Annotated in this window: 18 protein-coding genes and 1 pseudogene; 12 read left to right on the top strand and 7 right to left on the bottom strand. The window is 59.2% G+C overall.

Annotated features, from left to right (window positions below; genetic code table 11):
• The first annotated feature begins 5 nt into the window (after positions 1-5).
• The 3 genes from ACMWL8_RS20660 (at position 6) to ACMWL8_RS20650 (ending at position 3,213) form a co-directional block, all read left to right on the top strand.
• Positions 6-1,031: a sugar phosphate isomerase/epimerase family protein gene (locus ACMWL8_RS20660; RefSeq protein ID WP_045260717.1), complete on the top strand. Its 1,026-nt coding sequence runs from the start codon at positions 6-8 to the stop codon at positions 1,029-1,031.
• Positions 1,024-2,166: a Gfo/Idh/MocA family protein gene (locus ACMWL8_RS20655; protein WP_045260718.1), complete on the top strand. Its 1,143-nt coding sequence runs from the start codon at positions 1,024-1,026 to the stop codon at positions 2,164-2,166. Before ACMWL8_RS20660 ends, ACMWL8_RS20655 begins: the two co-directional genes overlap by 8 nt.
• 75 nt (positions 2,167-2,241) lie before the next feature.
• The gene (locus tag ACMWL8_RS20650) at positions 2,242-3,213 is read left to right on the top strand and encodes a LacI family DNA-binding transcriptional regulator (protein ID WP_045260719.1); all 972 of its coding nucleotides are present in this window, start codon (positions 2,242-2,244) and stop codon (positions 3,211-3,213) included.
• Here the strand turns inward: ACMWL8_RS20650 and ACMWL8_RS20645 are convergent.
• Both ACMWL8_RS20645 and ACMWL8_RS20640 read right to left on the bottom strand, forming a co-directional pair.
• A pseudogene (locus ACMWL8_RS20645) lies at positions 3,214-4,458 on the bottom strand (mechanosensitive ion channel family protein).
• Between the two features lie 65 nt (positions 4,459-4,523).
• A complete protein-coding gene (locus ACMWL8_RS20640) occupies positions 4,524-5,960 on the bottom strand; it encodes an MFS transporter (protein WP_045260720.1) in 1,437 nt (478 codons plus the stop codon).
• Positions 5,961-6,067: 107 nt separating this feature from the next.
• Between ACMWL8_RS20640 and ACMWL8_RS20635 the strand changes: the two genes are divergently transcribed.
• The 4 genes from ACMWL8_RS20635 (at position 6,068) to ACMWL8_RS20620 (ending at position 8,355) form a co-directional block, all read left to right on the top strand.
• Complete coding sequence (locus ACMWL8_RS20635) at positions 6,068-6,937, top strand: helix-turn-helix transcriptional regulator (RefSeq protein ID WP_045260721.1); 870 nt, start codon at positions 6,068-6,070, stop codon at positions 6,935-6,937.
• Positions 6,938-7,076: 139 nt separating this feature from the next.
• On the top strand, positions 7,077-7,406 hold the full coding sequence (locus ACMWL8_RS20630; RefSeq protein WP_028012246.1) for a type II toxin-antitoxin system RelE/ParE family toxin: 330 nt from the start codon (positions 7,077-7,079) through the stop codon (positions 7,404-7,406).
• The gene (locus tag ACMWL8_RS20625) at positions 7,387-7,674 is read left to right on the top strand and encodes a helix-turn-helix domain-containing protein (protein WP_028012247.1); all 288 of its coding nucleotides are present in this window, start codon (positions 7,387-7,389) and stop codon (positions 7,672-7,674) included. The genes ACMWL8_RS20630 and ACMWL8_RS20625 overlap by 20 nt, the downstream gene beginning before the upstream one ends.
• Before the next feature lie 78 nt (positions 7,675-7,752).
• On the top strand, positions 7,753-8,355 hold the full coding sequence (locus ACMWL8_RS20620; protein WP_045260722.1) for a hypothetical protein: 603 nt from the start codon (positions 7,753-7,755) through the stop codon (positions 8,353-8,355).
• Positions 8,356-8,382: 27 nt separating this feature from the next.
• On the opposite strand, the gene nfsB is transcribed toward ACMWL8_RS20620, so the two are convergent.
• The 3 genes from nfsB to ACMWL8_RS20605 all read right to left on the bottom strand — a co-directional run bounded on the left by nfsB (position 8,383) and on the right by ACMWL8_RS20605 (position 10,105).
• Complete coding sequence (nfsB, locus tag ACMWL8_RS20615; protein ID WP_045260723.1) at positions 8,383-9,036, bottom strand: oxygen-insensitive NAD(P)H nitroreductase; 654 nt, start codon at positions 9,034-9,036, stop codon at positions 8,383-8,385.
• Positions 9,037-9,156: 120 nt separating this feature from the next.
• Positions 9,157-9,525: an MmcQ/YjbR family DNA-binding protein gene (locus ACMWL8_RS20610; protein ID WP_045260724.1), complete on the bottom strand. Its 369-nt coding sequence runs from the start codon at positions 9,523-9,525 to the stop codon at positions 9,157-9,159.
• Complete coding sequence (locus ACMWL8_RS20605) at positions 9,515-10,105, bottom strand: TetR/AcrR family transcriptional regulator (RefSeq protein WP_028012251.1); 591 nt, start codon at positions 10,103-10,105, stop codon at positions 9,515-9,517. The genes ACMWL8_RS20610 and ACMWL8_RS20605 overlap by 11 nt, the downstream gene beginning before the upstream one ends.
• A gap of 190 nt (positions 10,106-10,295) precedes the next feature.
• Here ACMWL8_RS20605 and ACMWL8_RS20600 point away from each other — a divergent pair, with 190 nt between their 5' ends.
• On the top strand, positions 10,296-11,399 hold the full coding sequence (locus tag ACMWL8_RS20600; protein WP_045260725.1) for a RomA family MBL fold metallo-hydrolase: 1,104 nt from the start codon (positions 10,296-10,298) through the stop codon (positions 11,397-11,399).
• A gap of 32 nt (positions 11,400-11,431) precedes the next feature.
• Positions 11,432-11,773, top strand: a complete 342-nt coding sequence (locus ACMWL8_RS20595; protein ID WP_028012253.1) for a RamA family antibiotic efflux transcriptional regulator — start codon at positions 11,432-11,434, stop codon at positions 11,771-11,773.
• Between the two features lie 56 nt (positions 11,774-11,829).
• Here the strand turns inward: ACMWL8_RS20595 and ACMWL8_RS20590 are convergent, their stop codons facing one another.
• Positions 11,830-12,078, bottom strand: a complete 249-nt coding sequence (locus ACMWL8_RS20590; protein ID WP_041910998.1) for a DUF1158 domain-containing protein — start codon at positions 12,076-12,078, stop codon at positions 11,830-11,832.
• Between the two features lie 488 nt (positions 12,079-12,566).
• On the opposite strand from ACMWL8_RS20590, the gene ACMWL8_RS20585 reads away from it, so the two are divergent.
• The 3 genes from ACMWL8_RS20585 to ACMWL8_RS20575 all read left to right on the top strand — a co-directional run bounded on the left by ACMWL8_RS20585 (position 12,567) and on the right by ACMWL8_RS20575 (position 19,570).
• Positions 12,567-15,275, top strand: a complete 2,709-nt coding sequence (locus tag ACMWL8_RS20585; RefSeq protein WP_045260726.1) for a cation-transporting P-type ATPase — start codon at positions 12,567-12,569, stop codon at positions 15,273-15,275.
• Between the two features lie 83 nt (positions 15,276-15,358).
• On the top strand, positions 15,359-16,423 hold the full coding sequence (locus tag ACMWL8_RS20580; protein ID WP_045260727.1) for an efflux RND transporter periplasmic adaptor subunit: 1,065 nt from the start codon (positions 15,359-15,361) through the stop codon (positions 16,421-16,423).
• A gap of 9 nt (positions 16,424-16,432) precedes the next feature.
• Positions 16,433-19,570 carry an efflux RND transporter permease subunit gene (locus ACMWL8_RS20575; RefSeq protein WP_241276707.1) on the top strand — a complete coding sequence of 1,046 codons (3,138 nt, stop codon included), beginning with the start codon at positions 16,433-16,435 and terminating at the stop codon, positions 19,568-19,570.
• Here ACMWL8_RS20575 and ACMWL8_RS20570 read toward each other — a convergent pair.
• Positions 19,521-20,642 carry a YbdK family carboxylate-amine ligase gene (locus ACMWL8_RS20570; RefSeq protein WP_045260729.1) on the bottom strand — a complete coding sequence of 374 codons (1,122 nt, stop codon included), beginning with the start codon at positions 20,640-20,642 and terminating at the stop codon, positions 19,521-19,523. The two genes, ACMWL8_RS20575 and ACMWL8_RS20570, sit on opposite strands and share 50 nt — an antisense overlap.
• Positions 20,643-20,652: the final 10 nt, after the last annotated feature.

Raw genomic sequence — 20,652 nt, 5'->3', positions numbered from 1 at the left:
GTGGTATGAGGACGATGAAAGGACCCGGCATTTTTCTGTCGCAGTTTATTGGCGCAGAAGCGCCGTTTAATTCGCTCGACGGGCTGGCTGAATGGGCGGCAGGTAAAGGTTATAAGGCGGTGCAGATCCCCTGCAACCATCCGCACATCTTTGACGTCGAGAAAGCGGCGGAGAGCCAGGCCTACTGCGATGACATCGCCGCTACGCTGGCCGCGCACGGGCTGGTTATCAGCGAGCTGTCTACCCATCTGGAAGGGCAGCTCGTGGCGGTGAACCCCGCCTACAGCGACGCGTTTGACCACTTCGCGCCCGCATCAGTGCGCGGTAACGATGCTGCGCGTCGGGCGTGGGCCACGGAGAAGCTGAAGCAGGCGGCGGTCGCCTCGGCAAGATTAGGTCTGAAAGCGCACGCCACCTTCTCCGGCTCGCTGGCGTGGCCGTTTTTCTATCCGTGGCCGCCGCATAACGAGCAGCGTTTTCAGGAAGCGTTCGAGGAGCTGGCAACCCGCTGGCGGCCAATACTGGATACCTTTGGCGAGCAGGGGGTGGACGTCTGCTTTGAGCTGCATCCCGGGGAAGATCTGCACGACGGCGTGACCTTCGAGCGTTTTCTGGCGCTGGTGGATAACCATCCGCGCTGCAACATCCTCTTTGATCCGAGCCATATGCTGCTCCAGCAGATGGACTATCTGGCCTTTATCGACATCTTCCATGCGCGCATCAAGGCGTTCCACGTGAAGGATGCCGAGTTCCGCCCCAGCGGGCGCAGCGGCGTGTACGGCGGCTACCAGCCGTGGATCAACCGCGCCGGTCGCTTCCGTTCGCCCGGCGACGGGCAGATCGACTTTAAGGGCATTTTCAGCAAGCTGACCCAGTACGACTACGACGGCTGGGCGGTGCTGGAGTGGGAGTGCTGCCTGAAGGACGGCGATACCGGCGCGCGCGAAGGCAGCGAATTTATCCGCCGCCATATCATTCCCGTTTCCGGACGGGCGTTTGACGATTTCGCCGCAGGGGGCAGTCATGATTAACGTCGGGATCGTCGGCAGCGGGTTTATTGGCCCGGCACATATCGAGGCGCTCAGGCGCCTCGGGTTTGTTCAGGTGGTCGCGCTGTGCGACGGCTCGCTCGTTAAGGCGCAGGAAAAGGCGCGCCTGCTAAACGTACCGCACGCGTACGGCAGCGTTGAGGAGCTGCTCGCGCACCCTGATTTGCACGTGGTGCACAACTGCACGCCGAACCACCTGCACGCACAGATTAACCGCCAGATCCTGCGCGCGGGCAAACACGTGTTTTCCGAAAAGCCGTTGTGCATGACGCCTGAGGAGGCGCGCGAGCTGGTGGCGCTGGCGGAGCAGGCGGGCGTGGTGCACGGCGTGAGCTTCGTCTATCGCCAGTTTGCGATGGTGCGTCAGGCGGCGAGCATGCTGCGCGCAAGCAGCCTCGGGCGGATTTTTGCCTCACACGGCAGCTACCTACAGGACTGGATGCTGCTGGAAACCGACTACAACTGGCGGGTGGATGCCGCGCTCGGCGGCGCATCGCGCGCGGTGGCGGATATCGGCTCCCACTGGTGCGACACGGTGCAGTTCGTCACCGGGCGGCGCATTACCGAGGTGATGGCTGATTTATCCATCGTCTGGCCGACGCGCAGGGCCAGCAAGGGCGGGAATCAAACCTTCTCCCATGACGAACAGGCGGAGTATGAAGACAAACCAGTCACGACCGAAGACTTCGGCTCGGTGCTGTTCCGCTTTGACGACGGCAGCAAGGGCTGCTTTAGCGTCTCGCAGGTGAGCGCCGGGCGTAAAAACCGCCTGACGTTTGAGATCAACGGCAGCGAGCTCTCGCTGGCGTGGGACCAGGAGGTGCCGCAGCAGCTGTGGATCGGCCATCGTGCGCAGGCAAACCAGACGCTCACCGACGATCCGGGGCTGATGAACCCTGACGTTGCCGACAGCGCCCATTTCCCTGGCGGGCATATTGAAGGCTGGCCGGATGCCTTCAAAAATATGATGGCGCAGTTCTACCGCGCCGTGCAGGCGGGCGCAATGCCGGAGACGCCGCAGTTTGCGATGTTTCACGATGGCGCAAACGTGATGTATATCATTGATGCCATTGTGAAAAGCCATCAGCAGCAGCGCTGGGTGCGCGTGGAATGCTGACGCATTGCCCGGTTCGCCGGGCAACAAATTTATGGTAGCCTGCACAAAACGCTAACCGCAGGATGTATCGTCGCTATGTCAATTCAGAAAATCGCTCAGCTGGCCGGGGTTTCCGTGGCAACGGTCTCCCGCGTGCTGAATAACAGCGACACCGTGAAGGCGAAAAATCGCGAGCGCGTTCTGCAGGCGATTCAGGAGAGCAACTACCAGCCAAACCTGCTCGCCCGTCAGCTGCGCACCGCCCGCAGCTATATGATCCTGGTGATGGTGTCCAACATCGCCAACCCGTTCTGCGCCGAAGTGGTGAAGGGCATCGAAGCCGAGGCGGAGAAAAACGGCTACCGCATTCTGCTGTGCAACTCCGGCTCGGACATCGAGCGCTCCCGCTCGGGCTTGAGCCTGCTCTCCGGCAAAATCGTCGACGGCATTATCACCATGGACGCCTTCTCGAAGCTGCCGGAACTTGCCGCGCTGATTGGTTCTGCACCGTGGGTGCAGTGCGCCGAATACGCCGATGCGGGCGCGGTCTCCTGCGTCGGCATCAATGATGTGGACGCTTCACAGCATGCCGTCAGCCAGCTGGCCGACGACGGCCGCAAGCGTATCGCGATGATCAACCACGATCTCAGCTACAAATATGCCCGCCTGCGCGAACGCGGCTACAAGAGCGTGATCCACCTGCGGGATCTGGACTATCAGGCAGTGGAGTATGCCAGCGATCTCAGCTCCGGGGCGGGCATGGCGGCGATGCAAAACCTGTTAAAAGATAATCCGCCGGATGCGGTATTTGCCGTTTCCGATACGCTGGCGGCGGGCGCGCTGCGCGCCATTCAGCAGGCAGGTCTGCGGGTGCCAGAGGATATTGCCGTGGTCGGCTTTGACGGTACGGAGCTGGCGGACATGATTTCACTTACCACCATCGAACAGCCGTCGCGGGATATAGGGCGCAAGGCGGTCAATCTTCTCTTAAACAAAATCGACAACCCGGATGCGCCCACGGAAAGGGTGATGATGGACTGGCGCTTTATTTCCCGCGCCAGCACCTGATTATCTGGCAATAACGCCTGCCAGGGAGCGAATATCGTTCCCGGTCGGCGACTGGTGAATACGCAGGCCAAACTCATCCACTACCGCGAAAATATGGTCGAAGATATCGGCCTGAATATCTTCGTATTCCGCCCAGATTACCGTATTGGTAAAGGCATATATTTCAATCGGCAGCCCGTTGGCATCCGGCGCCAGCTGGCGCACCATCAGCGTCATATCTTTACGAATACGCGGATGATTACGCAGATATTCATTCAGGTAGGCGCGGAAGGTGCCGATATTGGTCATCTTGCGCAGGTTTAATACCGATTCCCCTTCGCCGTTCTGCTGATTCCACAGGCTAATTTCCTCATGCCGCGCGGCCAGATAAGGCTTCAGCAGTTTCGCCTGAATCAGCTTCTGCTGCTCCTGCTCGTCGAGAAAATGAATGCTGGTGGTATCGATATTCAGGCTGCGCTTGATGCGTCGCCCGCCGGAGGCGGACATCCCACTCCAGTTGATAAAGGCGTCGGAGACCAGCGCCCACGTCGGAATGGTGGTGATGGTGTTATCGAAGTTGCGTACTTTAACGGTCGTCAGGCCGATGTCCGTCACCGTACCATTAGCGCCGTACTTCGGCATCTCCAGCCAGTCGCCGAGCTTGAGCATGTCGTTGGCGGAAAGCTGAATACCCGCCACAAGGCCGAGTATCGGGTCTTTAAACACCAGCATCAGGACGGCGGCCATCGCACCCAGACCGCTGATCAGAATCGCCGGGGACTGGCCGATCAGCAGGGAGATAATCAATATCCCCACCAGGATAGCGCTCACCAGCTTGATGCCCTGGAAGATCCCCTTCAGCGGCAGCTGCGAGGCGGTCGCCATCTTTTGCGACAGATTAAATATCACGTCCAGCAGCGAGAAGAAGGAGAGCAGGGCATACACCATCACCCACAGCTTCGCGCAAGTGGTGAGTATTTCCGCCGCTTCGCTGCCTTTTTGCAGCCACAGTACCGCCTAAACGTTGACGATTATCCCCTGCAGGGTAAAGGCCAGACGGTGAAATAATTTATTCTGGGTAATAATTTGCAGCCATAAATGGCTACTGGCCTGCGCGCGTTTCTCGAATGCGCGCAGCACCAGTTTGTGCAAAATAAAATGAACAATGATGGCGGTGAGAAAAATAATACCAAAGATAATCACTAAAGAGGTGGTGTGATTAATTTCAATCCCTAACTCTTCAACCTGAGCAATTAATTCCTGCATAACGTCTCCTGTATTGATGCAGCCCCATAATGGCGGCTGCGGATCTATTATGCAAATTCACAGGGTTATTTGGCGGCCTCACAGACCTTCACTACCGGCAGGCAGAGACGATGACGCATGCGCAGCGTCGCCAGAGTCAGGATAACCATCAGGCCGGTTTCCACCGCCAGGAAAAGGTTAATCGCCTGCGCGTAATCCCCGTGGTAATTCTGCAGCCCGTGCAGCAAAATCGCCCCGAAAATGGCCGGGCCCAGACCCAGCGCGGCCTGCTGCAGCGTGCTGAGAATGGCGCTTGCGGCCCCTGCGTCGTCAGGCTGGATGTCGCGCATCCCGATGCGGTAGAAGCTGTTTACAATCAGCGCCTGGCCGTAGCCGACCAGCCCGGTGGCAGGGGCCAGCGTCAGCGCGGTGTTGTTCACGCCCCAGAGCCGGAACGTCGCGATGAGTGCCAGCAGGCCGATTATCTGAATTGCCAGACCCGTCAGCAGAATCGTGCTGGTACTGTAGCGGGCAATCAACCGCGGCGCGAACCAGGCAGAGATAAAATAGGTCACGCCCAGGGCGATAAAGCTGTTCCCGGACTGCCACGGCGCCATCCCCAGACCGGTCTGCATGGTCAGCGCCATACAGAACATAAACCCGGACCAGACGCTGAAAAAGAGCAGCGCAATCACGATGCCAAAGCGAACGCTGCGAAGCTGAAGCAGGCGTGGCGGGATCAGCGGATGGGCATTCTCTCGCTCCTTTTTGCGCGCGTTTCGCGCCATCAGCCAGGCCAGCGGAATAATGGCAAGAAGCATAACCTTCAGCGACCACGGCCAGTGCCACTGGGGACCGAGCGCCATCGGGAACAGCAGGCAGCAAAGAATGAGGGCCAGCAGCACGGTGCCTGTCCAGTCGATGCGCGACGGCGTTTCACGACGGGTTTCCGGCACGTAGCGGCGGCTTAACGCCAGCACCACCAGACAAATCGGCACGTTGATAAAGAAGGCGTTACGCCAGCCCAGCCCGGCGATATCCGCCGACACCAGCCAGCCGCCGCCCATCTGCCCGACGATAAACGCAATCCCGCCAATGCCGCCAAACAGGCTAATGGCTTTCGCGTGGGCGCTACCTTTTAGCGTGACGTGCAGCGTGGCGAGGATCTGCGGCATGATGAGCGCTGCCCCCGCGCCCTGAACGATGCGTGCGGCCAGCAGTTGTTCAATATTTCCCGCCATCCCGCACAGCAGCGAGGCCAGCCCAAAAACGGCCACGCCCCACATAAACAGGCGACGGCGGCCAAGGTTATCCCCCAGCTTGCTGCCGAGCGCAAGGCAGACGGCAAAGGCCACGCCGTAGAGAGCGACAATGAGCTCCAGCTCGGTGGCGGTGGCATGCAGCGAGTGGGTGATGGCGTCCAGCGCCACGTTGGTGATTGAGGTATCAATCATCGGCAGCATCTGGCCGGTTAACAGCAATATCAGGCCTGCGCGACCCGGTGAAACAACTGACGTATTCATGGTAACTCCATTGCGTCATTCATCAGATGGTCGTAGCATCAACCATCTGATAAACGGGTACCAGTTCTTGCTTATACTAGTACTGACACTACCATGCAGGGGGATTTATGGCCTTGATGTCTGAACCCGTCACCTCACTTCAGGATGACACCCGAAAACAGCTGGGGGCATTTTTACGTGCCCGGCGGGAAAGCCTCGATCCCCAGCGTCTCGGCCTGCCGCGCAGCGGTCGGCGGCGCACGCCGGGCCTGCGCCGGGAAGAGGTGGCGATGCTCGCTGACGTGGGCGTGACCTGGTACACCTGGCTTGAGCAGGGCAGAGACGTCAACCCCTCCAGCGCAGTGATGGCCGCCATCGCAAAAGCGCTGCAGTGCACCCCGACCGAGGCCCGGCATCTTTTCGTGCTCGCCGGCTTGCCGCCGGGTGAAGCGCCGCAGGCGGTCTGCTGCGAGGGCATCAGCGAAGGCACGCGCCGCCTGCTCGATACCCTGATGCCTAAACCCGCCAGCATTCAGAAGCCCAACTTCGACATCGTCGCGTGGAATGACAGCTTCGGGCACCTGATGGGCGTCGATTTCAACGCCATCCCGCCGGAAGACCGCAACTGTATTTACCTGTTCCTTACCCATCCGGCGTGGCGCGCGCGTCTCGGCAGACGCGACGACGTGCTGCCGATTTTCGTTTCCTATTTCCGCGCGGCGATGGCCGAGCACCGGGGCGACCCGCTCTGGGAAGCCAAACTGGCGCGTTTTTTTGCGGTTTCCGAGGAGTTCAAAACCCTGTGGCACCAGCGCAACGACGTGCGCGGCGTGGAGAACCAGCTCAAGCTGTTTACCCATCCAGAACTGGGAGATTTTACGCTGCAGCAGATGTACTGGTACTCCGCGCCGCGAAACGGATCGCGGCTGCTGGTGTATCTCCCGTTGGATGAGGCGGGGGAAAGGGCGATAGAATGGCTGGCGGCGCAGGGGAAGTAAGTTTTTTGCGAGGCGCTTTCAGGTAATCAAAGCGGCTCCGGTTCTTCCTGTTAAAAATGGGTAAGGTGGGACACGAAAAGCTAAATTAGCCTTTAATGCAAATTGCCTTATATGCTAATATCATCAGGGATGAAATATCGTGTTCAGACTTATCGTTCATGAGGCGGTAAGGGAAGAGATTCTCTTACTACCTGCTGGGGTGAAGGCGAAGCTGATTCGCCAGCTTGATAAATTGCGTTTAAACCCGACGGCTCTTCGGGAACCTGACAGCAAACCATTGCCGCATGGCCTGTTTGAAATAAGGACCGTTGGGCTGATCCATACCCGAGGTATCTATGTTTACCAGCGGGAAAAGACGATTTTTCTTTTGCGCGTGTTTGTTAAGAAGACGCAAAAAACGCCCTCTGCTGAACTTCGTCTGGCACTGAAGCGACAACAGGAGATGTTGGATGAGCAAGAAGATTATTGACTGGGATGAACTCAGGGCTGAACTGTTAAGCGATTCAGAGGTTCAGGCTTCCTTTGATGCAGAAGAGCGCAAGGAGCGTTTGCGGGAGATGCTGGCGCAATGGCGCAATCATGCTGGCCTGACGCGCGCCCAGGTGGCGGAGCGGATGGGCGTCAGCGCACCAACGGTATCAAGAATGGAAGCGAATATTACCCGGGCGAGTCTCGATACATTAACGCGTTATGCGCTGGTGTGCGGGATAAAGCATCCGCAGATTACGCTCTATTGACGCTTAATCAACTTACTGAATTCACGCGATTTCTATTGGAAGTTAAGTTGACTATACTTATGCGATGAGAAACAACTAATGTCGCCACTAATGATTGATTCCGCAGAGTTCAGCCAAAAACTCGGGCTTATCTCCCGAAACGTCGAACATACCGAAGCATTTCTGGCGCGGGGTACTGCGGATTTTCATCTGCCGGGGTTCTTGCTGCCTGTCGGATACCGGCTTTTAAAATCGCGTTATGGTGATGAATATCGTCTCGTGACTACCGATGACGGTAAGCCTTATACGGCGTATGCCGTGAAGCTTACATTTCACAAAGAAATTACCTTTCCCCACGGTGCCGCCACGCAGGTGATGGTATGGCGCACCCCGCGCGCCGTCCACCAGCGCGTAATAAGCGGATTACCGCAATTATTTTTCCAGTGGGTGCTCAGCGAATACGACATCGTAGTCTCCGACAGCGAGCAAACGGGGGACGGGCAACGGTTCTGGCTGCGCATGATCGACTGGGCGTTCACCATGAACTATCGCATTAGCGTGGCAGACGGTACAGTGGGAGAAGAATGGACGTTAACGCCCGTAAACTCTTACGCTGAGCTGGAAGAGCGCTGGATTGCCTTTGCCTGGGGAAGCGATCGCGATGTGCATCCACACCGCAGGCTGGTCATCAGTAAAACGTAACGGGCCGCGTGCAGCGGCCCGTTTGAATCAGCACTCGGTCACAATCGTGCTCAGCGGCAGACGAGACTTCGGCAGCGTGGCGTTAAAATCTTCCACGCTGTGATGCCCAACCGGCACCACCACCAGGCTGGTGAAGCCTTTCTCTTTCAGACCAAACTCTTCATCCAGAATCGCCGCGTCAAAGCCTTCAATCGGCACCGCGTCCAGGCCCATTGCGGCCACGCCCAGCAGGAAGTTACCGACGTTCAGGTAAACCTGTTTCGCCATCCACTGGTCGTCATCTTTCAGATCCACGCGGTGCATGTCGGCGAAGTAGGTGCGGCCCTTATGGTTCGCGGCTTTAGCTTCCGGCGTGTTGAAACGGCCATCGGCCTCTTCCTGGTCGACAACGCGTTCCAGCCAGGCGTCGTCCATCGCGGTTTTCGCGCAGAACACCACCACGTGAGAGGCGTCCAGCATTTTGCGTTCGTTGAACACGTAAGTGCCCGCGGCGGATTTTGCCACGCGGGCTTTTCCTTCCTCGGTGCTGGCCACAATAAAGTGCCACGGCTGGGAGTTGGTGCTGGACGGGCTGTACTGCAGAAGGGTTTTGATTTTCTCTGCTTCTTCAGCGGTCAGTTTTTTGGTTAGGTCGAACGCCTTAGTAGAGTGGCGTTTCAGGGCGACAGAAATGATATCCATAACTACTCCTGGTAATGAAATTCGCCCGTGCGCGGGCGCGAAAGGAGAGCAGATTACCGCGCGAAGCGGCAAAAGATAAGTGCGATTCGAGCGGTTATACTGTTCGGCACAGACGAACAATCAGGCAGGGCGTATCCATTTCTGGTCTTTTTTCGGCAGCTTATCGACGACCAGGTTCCACGAATCCGCGATCAGGTCGGCGACCAGTTCTGGCGTGATGTCCTCGGTGCCGTAGAGCGAAATCCAGTGTTTTTTATTTAGGTGGTAACCCGGCTCAACGCCACGGTAAATCTGCTGATTTAACAGGGATTTTTCCGGGTCGGATTTCAGGCTAACGTGGGGGCGTCCGTGCGCGGTGGCCATCAGCATAAAAATTTTCCCGCCCACCTTAAACACGTCGTACTCGGGGCCAAACGGCCAGCAGTGTTCGGTGAAAGGCATCTCCAGCGCGACGCGTTTTGCGTGCGCCTGCAGGGATTTACTGTCCATCGTTATCCTCCTGAGCCAGCCCGCGCCACATGGCTTCGAAACCCAGCGCTTTAAAATCGGTGGCGCGGGACGGATCGCGGGTGGCAAACTCCATGGTGGTTTCCGCCAGCGATAAGAAAAGCGCATCGCCAAACGTTTTGAATTCATCGGACATAAACACCGGGCGCACCGAACGGCGGCATAGCTCGTGAAGTTCCGGGAACATCTCTTTCACCGCCTGTTCCGTTTCAGCGCTCAGCTTTTCACTCACGCCAATCTGGCGGATCGCCGCATGCGCCACGGGGTTACGAATCCCCCAGTCCACGTAGCTGTTCCAGATATTGCGGGTATGCTCTTTAGGAAGCGTGAGGGTGCGATCGAGGTTCGCCAGCATGGTCTGGCAGAGATCCTGCTTGAGGTGCAGGTAAAGGGCATTCAGCAGATCGTCTTTAGTAGCAAAGTAGCGAAACAGCGTGCCTTCAGCGACGCCCGCATTACGGGCAATTAACGCCGTTGAGGCGGCAATACCTGACTGTGCAAATGCCACCGTCGCGGCTTCCAGTAAGGCCTGTTTTTTATCTTCACTCTTCGGACGTGCCACTAAATTTTTCCCCCTTTCAATTATAAAAACCCTGATTGAAACACGTGCTTTGACACGCTGCAACGCGGAATGTCAAAGATCGAAAACGTCTTGACGACTTTATCATCATATCTATAATGAGTGCTTACTCACTCATAATCAAGTTTCCCTCGCGTAAACCATCGGATGGCGCGCGTTTTCGGGTCAGGATATGAAAAAGCCTCTCTTCATCTGCGTGGTGTTCCTCATGATTATTGCTTCAGCTGCGAGTTTACCGTTTGTTCTGAATGCCGGATTTGGCCAGCCGCCGCAGGGTGCGCAGCTCACCGAAGTGGAGGCTTCTCCGCACTATCGCGACGGGAAGTTCCACAACGCGCTCCCAACGCCTGGCTTTACCGGGCAGCAAAACATGCTGGTGGCGTGGTGGCAGTTCCTGACCCGTAAAACCGAAAACGCTCGTCCGGCGCAGCCGCTGCCGCTGGTGAAAACCGATCTGGCGAGCCTGCCTCTGGAGCAGGATACGCTGGTGTGGCTCGGCCACTCCTCGTGGTATATGCAGCTGGCGGGAAAACGCATTCTGATCGACCCGGTCCTCGGCAACTACGCCGCGCCGTTCTCGTTCCTCAATAAAGCGTTTGCGGGAGAGTATCCGTGGCGCGCGGAGAGCATGCCGGAAATCGACCTGCTGATTATCTCGCACGATCACTACGACCATCTGGACTACGCCACCATCCGGGCGCTGCAGCCGAAGGTGAAGCGCGTCGTTACGCCGCTCGGCGTGGGATCCCACCTGCGCTACTGGGGAATGAAGCCTGAGATTATCGACGAACGGGACTGGAACCAGTCGGTGCACATCAGCGATGCGCTGACGGTTCATGTCCTGCCCGCGCGCCACTTCTCGGGGCGCGGCATTAAGCGTGACCAGACCCTGTGGGGCAGCTTCATGTTTGTGACGCCAGAGCAGAAGGTCTACTACAGCGGCGATTCCGGTTATGGCCCGCACTTTAAGGCCATCGGCGAGCAGTTTGGCGAAGTGGATTTAGCCATCATGGAAAACGGCCAGTACGACCAGGACTGGAAGTACATCCACATGCTGCCGGATGAAACGGCGCAGGCCTCGGCGGACCTCAATGCGAAAGCGGTGGTGCCGGGGCATAACGGACGCTTCGTGCTGGCGAAACACACCTGGAACGATCCGCTGATCCAGCTGGCGCGGGCCAGCAAGGACAAAAATTATCGGCTGCTGACGCCGGAGCTGGGTGAGCCGGTCCGGGTGAGCGATAGCACGCAACAATTTCGTGAGTGGTGGGAATAATGTTGAACCAAGAAACAGAGGGGGAGAGCAGCATGACGATTTCCGCTCAGGTCATTGATACGATTGTCGAATGGATCGATGACAACCTACACCAGCCGCTACGCATCGAAGAGATCGCCCGCCACGCGGGTTACTCCAAGTGGCATTTACAGCGGCTGTTTATGCAGTACAAAGGCGAAAGCCTGGGGCGCTACATCCGCGAGCGCAAGCTGCTGCTGGCGGCGCGGGATCTGCGTGAATCTGACGAGCGCGTATACGAAATCTGCCTGCGCTACGGCTTTGAATCGCAGCAGACGTTTACACGCATCTTTACCCGCACCTTCCATCAGCCGCCCGGGGCTTACCGAAAAGAGAACCATAGTCGGGCGCATTGAAATTGACGAAACAAAGGCCGGGTAAGGCATCGCTGCTACCCGGCTTTTTTATTGGCCTACGACGCCAGTGAAAACCAGCGGCGCCAGACGAAACGCAGGATGAAGAATTCGATAGCGCCGAGCAGTAAAAACCACACGCAGAACAAAATGGTGTAGAGCTGGTTCAGGTCGACCATATGAAAGGTTTGAACCAGCTTCTGCGCCAGCACCAGACCCAGCGACGGCGCGGGTAGCAGTAAGCAAGAGATCAGGGCCATCAATAAAATGCCCCCCGCAGTCAGCAGCGATTCCAACGGGTGTTTCATCGTAATGTTAATCGTCAGTTAAAAATGTCATTGTCCGGCATCCTTTAACGTAAAGCAATATCAACCCGTCGGCCCTTTTTTAATTAAATAATTCCTTCCCCCGAAGAATAATGCGCGGAAGGAGAATAATTTAATCCTGATGATTAAATTAATATCGCGCTATGTAAATAAATGTCTGCATCACGAAAATAATTTTACAAACATATAGGTGCTATATCCAATTAACGTCGCAATAACAATGGCTGCGACAATGTATAACGCCAGGCGCCGTCCGCGATAAATACCAAACATGGTTCCCCCTCGTTTAGGATTGGTTTAGAAATATTTTGTAAAAATCAGCTCGTCGAAATAATTTTAATCAATTTTGAATAACCCAGTGGTAAATATATTGCGGTAGATCAATTTTACCCGCAAGACTTTAAAATCAATTTATTTAAGCCAGAAAGGAATTCAGGCTTCTGTTCACCGGATATTGAAGGAAAAATATGATGACTGAAAAAAAATACTCCCCAAACGTGCCGCCTTCCGGCGGGCTGGCATACCAGCAGACCGCAGAGCAGGTGCTTACCCACGTGCAGAGCCAGGCCAGCGGTCTGGATCGTGCAGAGGCGCAGGCGCGTCTGCAAAAAACAGGGCCGAACGCGCTGCCGGAGAAAAAAGGTAAACCCGCCTGGCTGCGTTTTTTGGCCCATTTTAACGATGTGCTGATTTACGTTCTGCTGGCCGCCGCGGTATTAACGGCGGTAATGGGTCACTGGGTCGATACGCTGGTAATTTTGGGCGTGGCGGTCATCAATGCGCTAATTGGCCATATTCAGGAAAGCAACGCAGAAAAATCGCTGAAGAGTATTCGCAATATGCTTTCCAGTGAGGCGCGCGTTATTCGTAACGGCAACCATGAAACCATACCGACGACGGAAATAGTTCCGGGCGATATTATTGTATTGCGCGCGGGGGATCGTATTCCGGCGGATATGCGTTTAATCGAAGCGCATAATTTACGCGTGGAGGAGGCGATTCTGACCGGTGAGTCCACCGTGGTGGATAAACACACGAATTCGCTGAGCGGCGAATTACCGCTGGGCGACCGCACCAATATGGTTTTTTCCGGGACGACCGTGAGCGCAGGCGGCGGCGTCGGCGTGGTCACCGCGACCGGTAAGGATACGGAACTCGGCCACATCAACCAGATGATGGCGGGCATTGAAAAGCACCGTACCCCGCTGCTGGTGCAGATGGACAAGCTCGGTAAAGCGATCTTCGCCATTATCCTGGCGATGATGGCCGCGCTGTTCGTCTTCAGCCTGATGTTCCGCGAGATCCCGATGGGCGAGCTGCTGCTCTCCCTGATCAGCCTGGCGGTCGCCTCCGTACCGGAAGGTCTGCCGGCGATTATCTCCATCATCCTCTCCCTGGGCGTACAGGCGATGGCGCGCAAGCGGGCGATTATCCGCAAGCTGCCGACGGTTGAAACCCTGGGCGCGATGACCGTGGTCTGCTCGGATAAAACCGGGACCCTGACCATGAACGAGATGACGGTAAAAGCCATCATCACCGCCGACGTCTGCTACCGCGTGGACGGCAACAGCTACGAGCCGGTAGGCAATATCTACCTGGAAGGCAGCGATGAGCCGGTGCAGGTCCAGCCGGGCACCGTCCTGGAGCAGTACCTGCGCACCGTTGACTTGTGCAACGACAGCCAGCTGATTCAGGACGAGCGTGGCCTGTGGGGCATCACCGGCGGGCCAACCGAGGGCGCGCTGAAGGTGCTGGCGGCCAAGGCCCACCTCGAGCCGGTCGTGACCACGCTGGTTAACAAGATTCCGTTCGACTCACAGTACAAGTACATGAGCACCCACTACCAGATTGGCGGTGAGGAGCAGATTTTGATTACCGGCGCGCCGGACGTCATTTTCGCCCTGTGCAACCAGCAGCAGACGCGTAACGGTGCGCAAGCGTTCAACCGTGCGTACTGGGAAACGGAGATGGAGCGCTATGCGCGTCAGGGGCTGCGCATGGTTGCCGCGGCGTTCAAACCGGCGAACGGCGAGCAGGAGCTGACGCACGACGACCTGAGCCACGGCCTGATCTTCCTCGGCATCGCCGGAATGATGGATCCGCCGCGCCCGGAAGCGATTGATGCAATTAACGCCTGCCAGCAGGCGGGGATCCGCGTCAAGATGATCACCGGCGATCACCCGCAGACGGCGATGAGCATCGGCCAGATGCTGGGGATCAGCAACAGCGAGCAGGCGGTCACCGGCTATCAGCTGGAGAAAATGGACGACGCCGAGCTGGCGGAAGCGGCGGTGAAATATGACATCTTCGCCCGTACCAGCCCGGAGCATAAGCTGCGCCTGGTGAAAGCGTTGCAGGATAAAGGCGAGATCGTCGGCATGACCGGCGACGGCGTAAACGATGCCCCGGCGCTGCGCCAGGCGGACGTCGGCATCGCGATGGGCATTAAGGGCACGGAAGTCACCAAAGAGGCAGCGGACATGGTCCTGACGGACGATAACTTCGCCACCATCGCCAGCGCGGTGAAAGAGGGGCGTCGCGTTTACGACAACCTGAAGAAAACCATCCTGTTCATCATGCCGACCAACCTGGCGCAGGGGCTGCTGATTGTGATTGCGCTGCTGGCGGGGAACATCATTCCGCTAACGCCGGTGCTGATTCTGTGGATGAACATGGCGACCTCCGCCACGCTCTCCTTCGGCCTGGCCTTTGAGGCCGCCGAGCGCAACATCATGCGCCGCCCGCCGCGCCAGACCGGGCAGCACGTGATGGACGCCTACGCCGTGTGGCGCGTGGCTTTCGTCGGCACCATGATTGCCATCGCCGCCTTTGCGCTGGAAGCCTGGCTGGCCCCGCGTGGCCACAGCGCGGAGTTCATCCGCACCGTGCTGCTGCAGATGCTGGTCTGCGCCCAGTGGGTGTACATGATTAACTGCCGCAACACCGAAGGGTTCTCCCTCAACCGCGGCCTGCTGGCGAACAAAGGGATCTGGCTGGTGACGGGCGTACTGTTCCTGCTCCAGGCGGCTATTATCTACCTGCCGTTTATGCAGATGCTGTTCGGCACCGAAGCGCTGCCGCTGCGCTACTGGTTCGTGACGCTGGCGGTGGCTGGGGTGATGTTCTTCGTCGTCGAAATCGAGAAGCGACTGACCCGCAGGTTCCGTAAGGCTGCATAACGAAAATCTTACCCCTCACCCTAACCCTCGCCCCTTTGGGGAGAGGGCCGGGGAGAGGGGAGAAACAACGCTGAGGTACTCCCATGAAACTTCCACTCCTGTTCGCCCTTCTTGTCAGTACCCTGCAACCCGTCTTCGCCGCCGCGGTCCCCGTTCGCGTCGCCACCGTGGAGCAGACCGCCCATGCCGCCGAGCGCCAGATCCCGGGCCGCATCGAAGCCATTCACACCGTTGAACTGCGCGCGCGCACGGAAGGCGTGATAACGAAAATCAACTTCCGCGACGGGCAGTACGTGAAAAAAGGCGACGTGCTGTTTGAGCTGGACGACGCCGAGCCGCGTGCTGCCCTGCGTCTGGCGCAGGCCGAAGTGAGAAGCGCTGAAGCCACGCTGCGTCAGGCGCAGCAGCAGCTTTCCCGCTTCGAAAGCCTGGGCAGCAGCAACGCCATCAGCCGTCACGACGTGGACAATGCCCGCATGCAGCGCGATGTGGCGAGCGCCGCGCTGGAGCAGGCCAAAGCCCGGCTCGACACCCGCAGCGTCACCCTGAACTACACCCGCATCACCTCGCCGATTGACGGTCGCGTGGGCCACAGCCAGTTCCACGTGGGCAGCCTGGTGAATCCTGCCAGCGGCGTGCTGGTGGAGGTGGTGCAGCTCGATCCCGTCCGCATCGCCTTTGCGCTGGAGGAGGGGGCGTTTGCCACCAAAGCCGGACAGCACGCGGATATCAGCGCCATGAAGCAGGCCTGGCAGGCGCTGATCGACAGCAACGGCCAGCGCGTCGGCGGGGAACTCACCTCCGTGGACAACCGCATCGATCCGCGCACCGCCAGCGTGATGCTACGCGCCGAGTTTGCTAACCCGCGCCATCAGCTGCTGCCCGGCGGCAACGTGAATGTTTATCTGCGTCCGGCGAGCGAGCAGCCGGTGCTGACGCTGCCTGCCGCTGCGGTTCAGCAGAACGGCGACGGGTTCTTCGCCTGGGTGGTTAACGCCGACGGCAACGCCGAAAGGCGCCCGCTGAACGTGGCCGGCCAGATCGGCCAGCAGTTTCAGATTGCCTCCGGCGTGAAGCCCGGTGAGCGAGCGATTACCGACGGCGCGCAGCGCGTGCAGCCCGGCGCTGCCGTCCAGATACTCAATTAAGGAGCCATCATGCTGACGTTTTTTATCAAACGCCCGCGCTTCGCGATGGTGATTGCGCTGGTCATCACCCTGCTGGGGGCCATCGCGCTGAAGATTATTCCGGTAGAGCAGTATCCGCAGATCACCCCGCCGGTGGTGAATGTTTCTGCCAGCTGGCCGGGCGCCAGCTCGGCTGACGTGGCGGAGGCCATCGCCACGCCGCTGGAGACGCAGCTTAACGGGGTGGATCACATGCTCTATATGGAGTCCACCAGCTCGGATGAAGGCACCTACAGCCTGAACATCACCTTTGCGGCGGGGACCGATCCGGACCTTGCTGCCATCGACGTGCAAAACCGCGTGGCGCAGGCCGTGGCGCAGCTGCCGACCGAGGCACAGCAAAACGGCGTGCAGGTGCGCAAGCGCGCCACCAACCTGATGATGGGTGTAAGCCTTTACTCACCGAACAACACCCACACGCCGCTGTTTGTCAGCAACTACGCCAGCACGCAGGTGCGCGAGGCGCTGTCGCGTCTGCCGGGCGTGGGACAGGTGCAGATGTTTGGCGCGCGGGACTACAGCATGCGCATCTGGCTGCGTCCGGACCGCATGAACGCCCTGAACGTGACCACCGATGACGTGGCGCAGGCGCTGCGCGAGCAGAACGTGCAGGGGGCGGCGGGCCAGATCGGTACGCCACCAGTATTCAACGGCCAGCAGCAGACGCTGACCATCAACGGGCTGGGGCGCTTAAGCCAGGCCGAAGACTTTGCCGACATCATTATTCGCGCAGGGGAGATGGGCCAGCTGGTGCGCATGAAGGACGTCGCCACCATCGAGCTCGGCTCGCGCAGCTACAGCTCGGGCGCCCAGCTGAACGGGCATGACTCCGCCTATCTCGGCATCTACCCAACGCCGTCCGCCAACGCCCTGCGCGTGGCCGACGCGGTGCGCGCGGAGCTGGAGCGTCTCTCGACGCGCTTCCCGGACGACCTGGTCTACGAGGTAAAATTCGACACCACCACCTTCGTTGCCGCCACCATTAAAGAGATTGGCGTCTCGCTGGCGCTGACCATGCTGGCGGTTGTGGTGGTCGTTTCCCTGTTCCTGCAAAGCTGGCGCGCGACGCTGATTGTCGCCCTCGCCATTCCGGTGTCGCTGGTGGGCACCTTTGCGGTGCTCTACGCGCTCGGCTACTCCGCCAACACGCTGAGCCTGTTCGCCATTATTCTGGCGCTGACCATGGTGGTGGATGATGCCATCGTGGTGGTTGAGAGCGTCGAAACCCTGATGGCGGAAGGGCAGAGCCGCACGGCGGCGACCGCGCTGGCGCTGCGCCAGATTGCCGGACCGGTGATTGCTACCACGCTGGTGCTGCTGGCGGTGTTTGTGCCGGTGGCGCTCCTGCCGGGAATTGTGGGCGAGCTGTACCGCCAGTTCGCGGTGACGCTCTCCACTGCCGTCACGCTCTCAAGCCTGGTGGCGCTGACCCTGACGCCCGCGCTCTGCGCGATGCTACTGCGCCCGCGTCCAGCGAAGCCTGCCGCCATTTTCCGTGGGTTCAACCGTGGGCTGGAAGCCACGCGCACGCTTTACACCCGGATCGTGAGCGTGTTCAACCTCCGTCCTTGGCTAGCGCTGCTGGCCACCGCAGGCGCGGCGGCAGTAGTGGCGTTCAGCTTTATGTCGATGCCAAAGGGCTTCCTGCCCCAGGAAGATCAGGGCTACTTCTTCGCCAGCGTCCAGCTGCCGGAGGCGGCCTCGCTGGAGCGCACCGAAGCGGTGATGGCTACCGCGCGCGAGCTGATCGCTAAAAACCCGGCGGTGGAAGACGTCATTCAGGTCTCCGGGTTTAACATCCTCAATGGTACCAGCGCGTCGAACGGCGGGTTTATCTCCATCATGCTGAAAGACTGGAGCGAGCGCCCGCCGCTGGACGAGGTGATGGGCACCCTTCAGCGCCAGCTGCTGGCCCTGCCGGAAGCTACCATCATGACCTTCGCGCCGCCGACGCTGCCGGGGCTGGGCAACGCCTCTGGCTTCGACCTGCGCATTCAGGCGCAGGCGGGGCAGAGCCCGGCGGAGCTGGAGCGCGTCACGCGTGAGGTGCTGGCGAAAGCCAACCAGCACCCGCAGCTGAGCCGCGTGTTCACCACCTGGAGCAGCAACGTGCCGCAGCTGACGCTGACCGTTGACCGCGAGCGTGCGGCCCGGCTCGACGTGCCGGTGTCGCGCATCTTCAGCAGCCTGCAAACCGCCTTCGGCGGCACCCGCGCCGGGGATTTCAGCGTCAACAACCGCGTTTACCACGTGGTGATGCAGAACGAGATGCAGTGGCGCGAGCGCGCGGAGCAAATCAGCGAGCTGTTCGTGCGTAGCAACAGCGGCGAGCGGGTGCGTCTGAGCAACCTCGTCACCATCACGCCGACCGTCGGCGCGCCATTTATCCAGCAGTACAACCAGTTCCCGTCGGTATCGGTAAGCGGCTCAGCAGCGGAAGGGGTAAGCAGCAGCACCGCGATGGCGGCGATGGGCGAAATTCTGGCGCAGAGCCTGCCTGCCGGGTACGACTACGCCTGGAGCGGCATGTCGTATCAGGAGCAGCAGACCGGCAACCAGGCGGTATGGATTGTGCTGGCGGCGGTGGTGATGGCGTGGCTGTTCCTCGTCGCCCAGTACGAGAGCTGGACGCTCCCGGCGAGCGTGATGCTTTCGGTGCTGTTCGCCATCGGCGGGGCGCTGGTCTGGCTGTGGCTGGCGGGCTACGCCAACGACGTGTACGTGCAGATCGGTCTGGTCTTGCTGATCGCGTTAGCGGCGAAAAACGCGATTCTTATCGTGGAGTTCGCCCGCGCGCGGCGGATGGACGGGATGGCGATTGTAGATGCCGCGCGGGAAGGGGCATCGCGCCGCTTCCGCGCGGTGATGATGACCGCCGTGTCGTTCATTATCGGCGTCCTGCCGATGATGCTGGCGACCGGGGCGGGTGCCCAGAGCCGCCGCATCATTGGCACCACGGTGTTCAGCGGCATGCTGGTGGCAACCGTGGTAGGGATTGTGTTTATCCCCGCGCTGTTCGTGCTGTTTCAGCGCCTGCGCGAGTGGGGCCACGGCCTTACTACGGACTCGTCGCCCACAGCTCGCAGTGCTTCTGAACCAGAGAAATAAGCGAGCCGCCGTCGGCGATGAAGTCCCGCATGCGCTGCGCCTCGCTCTTGCCCTGCTTTAACAGCAGGGCAATTTCATTAATTGCGCTCGTTGCGCCGAGCTTTTCGGCCGACGGCGCAACCTGCTCCAGCAGCCAGGCGATATCGTCCGCCACGGTTTTGTGCTCGCCGGTATGCACGTCCGTCAGAACCCCCTCCAGCCCGTAGCGACACGCCTGAAAACGGTTAAAGCGGTACAGCAGAAAATCTCGTTCCTGATGTTTATACGGCCGCGTGGTCAGCAGCCAGTGAGACGTCGCCTGGATCAGCCCTGCGATATTAATCGCGTGGCCGAGCGTCAGCGGGGTATCCATCACCCGTACCTCCACGGTGCCAAAGTGTGGGCTGGGGCGAATGTCCCAGTGCAGATCTTTAATGCTGTCGATCATGCTGGTAGCGCTCAGGCGTCGGAACAGCCCTTCGAACTCCTGCCAGCTGTTAACCCAAGGCATCTGGCCGTTATCCGGGAACCCGGAGAAGATGTTGAGCCGCGACGAGGAGAACTTCGTGTCGGTGCCCTGCATGTACGGCGAGGCGGCCGCCAGGGCGATAAAGTGCGGCACAAAGCGCGACAGGCCGTGCAGGAGGTAAATGGCGTCATCCCCGGTCCGGCAGCCGACGTGCACGTGCTGGCCGAACACCGTCGCCTGCAAAATCAGATAGCCAAAGCGCTCCAGCGTCACGTTATAGCGCTCGTCGTCGCACACCTCCTGGCGCTGCCATTTCTGGAACGGGTGCGTTCCGCCGCCGCAGATCTGGATGTGCTGCTCCGCCGCTGCGCGCAGGATGCTCTGCTGCATCACCGAGAACTGCGCCGCCGCCTGGTCAATGTTCTGGCACACGCCGGTGGCGATTTCGAGCATGCTTTCGGTGATGTCGTGTTTGACCTCGCCGCCTTTGATGTCGTCTTTGACGGCGGCGATGAGCGCGGAGGAGTCCTGGCTCAGATCGTAGCCCGGCGGGTTAACCACCTGCAGTTCGAGTTCGATGCCGAGGGTGAACGGTTCAGAGGATTTGAAATCAGGTAAAGGCATGGCGCACTCC

The sequence above is a fragment of the Enterobacter sp. 04-C-12-SI-ECC genome, from assembly GCF_047530715.1.
Classification (GTDB): domain Bacteria; phylum Pseudomonadota; class Gammaproteobacteria; order Enterobacterales; family Enterobacteriaceae; genus Enterobacter; species Enterobacter bugandensis.
This window is presented reverse-complemented; position numbering and strand designations above follow the sequence as displayed.

Excerpts from the sequence above, each read along its gene's own strand:
- ACMWL8_RS20660 (WP_045260717.1), top strand. The coding sequence starts at position 6 with ATGAGGACGATGAAAGGACCCGGCATTTTTCTGTCGCAGTTTATTGGC.
- ACMWL8_RS20655 (WP_045260718.1), top strand. The coding sequence starts at position 1,024 with ATGATTAACGTCGGGATCGTCGGCAGCGGGTTTATTGGCCCGGCACAT.
- ACMWL8_RS20650 (WP_045260719.1), top strand. The coding sequence starts at position 2,242 with ATGTCAATTCAGAAAATCGCTCAGCTGGCCGGGGTTTCCGTGGCAACG.
- ACMWL8_RS20640 (WP_045260720.1), bottom strand. The coding sequence starts at position 5,960 with ATGAATACGTCAGTTGTTTCACCGGGTCGCGCAGGCCTGATATTGCTG.
- ACMWL8_RS20635 (WP_045260721.1), top strand. The coding sequence starts at position 6,068 with ATGGCCTTGATGTCTGAACCCGTCACCTCACTTCAGGATGACACCCGA.
- ACMWL8_RS20625 (WP_028012247.1), top strand. The coding sequence starts at position 7,387 with ATGAGCAAGAAGATTATTGACTGGGATGAACTCAGGGCTGAACTGTTA.
- ACMWL8_RS20620 (WP_045260722.1), top strand. The coding sequence starts at position 7,753 with ATGTCGCCACTAATGATTGATTCCGCAGAGTTCAGCCAAAAACTCGGG.
- nfsB (WP_045260723.1), bottom strand. The coding sequence starts at position 9,036 with ATGGATATCATTTCTGTCGCCCTGAAACGCCACTCTACTAAGGCGTTC.
- ACMWL8_RS20610 (WP_045260724.1), bottom strand. The coding sequence starts at position 9,525 with ATGGACAGTAAATCCCTGCAGGCGCACGCAAAACGCGTCGCGCTGGAG.
- ACMWL8_RS20600 (WP_045260725.1), top strand. The coding sequence starts at position 10,296 with ATGAAAAAGCCTCTCTTCATCTGCGTGGTGTTCCTCATGATTATTGCT.
- ACMWL8_RS20595 (WP_028012253.1), top strand. The coding sequence starts at position 11,432 with ATGACGATTTCCGCTCAGGTCATTGATACGATTGTCGAATGGATCGAT.
- ACMWL8_RS20590 (WP_041910998.1), bottom strand. The coding sequence starts at position 12,078 with ATGAAACACCCGTTGGAATCGCTGCTGACTGCGGGGGGCATTTTATTG.
- ACMWL8_RS20585 (WP_045260726.1), top strand. The coding sequence starts at position 12,567 with ATGACTGAAAAAAAATACTCCCCAAACGTGCCGCCTTCCGGCGGGCTG.
- ACMWL8_RS20580 (WP_045260727.1), top strand. The coding sequence starts at position 15,359 with ATGAAACTTCCACTCCTGTTCGCCCTTCTTGTCAGTACCCTGCAACCC.
- ACMWL8_RS20575 (WP_241276707.1), top strand. The coding sequence starts at position 16,433 with ATGCTGACGTTTTTTATCAAACGCCCGCGCTTCGCGATGGTGATTGCG.
- ACMWL8_RS20570 (WP_045260729.1), bottom strand. The coding sequence starts at position 20,642 with ATGCCTTTACCTGATTTCAAATCCTCTGAACCGTTCACCCTCGGCATC.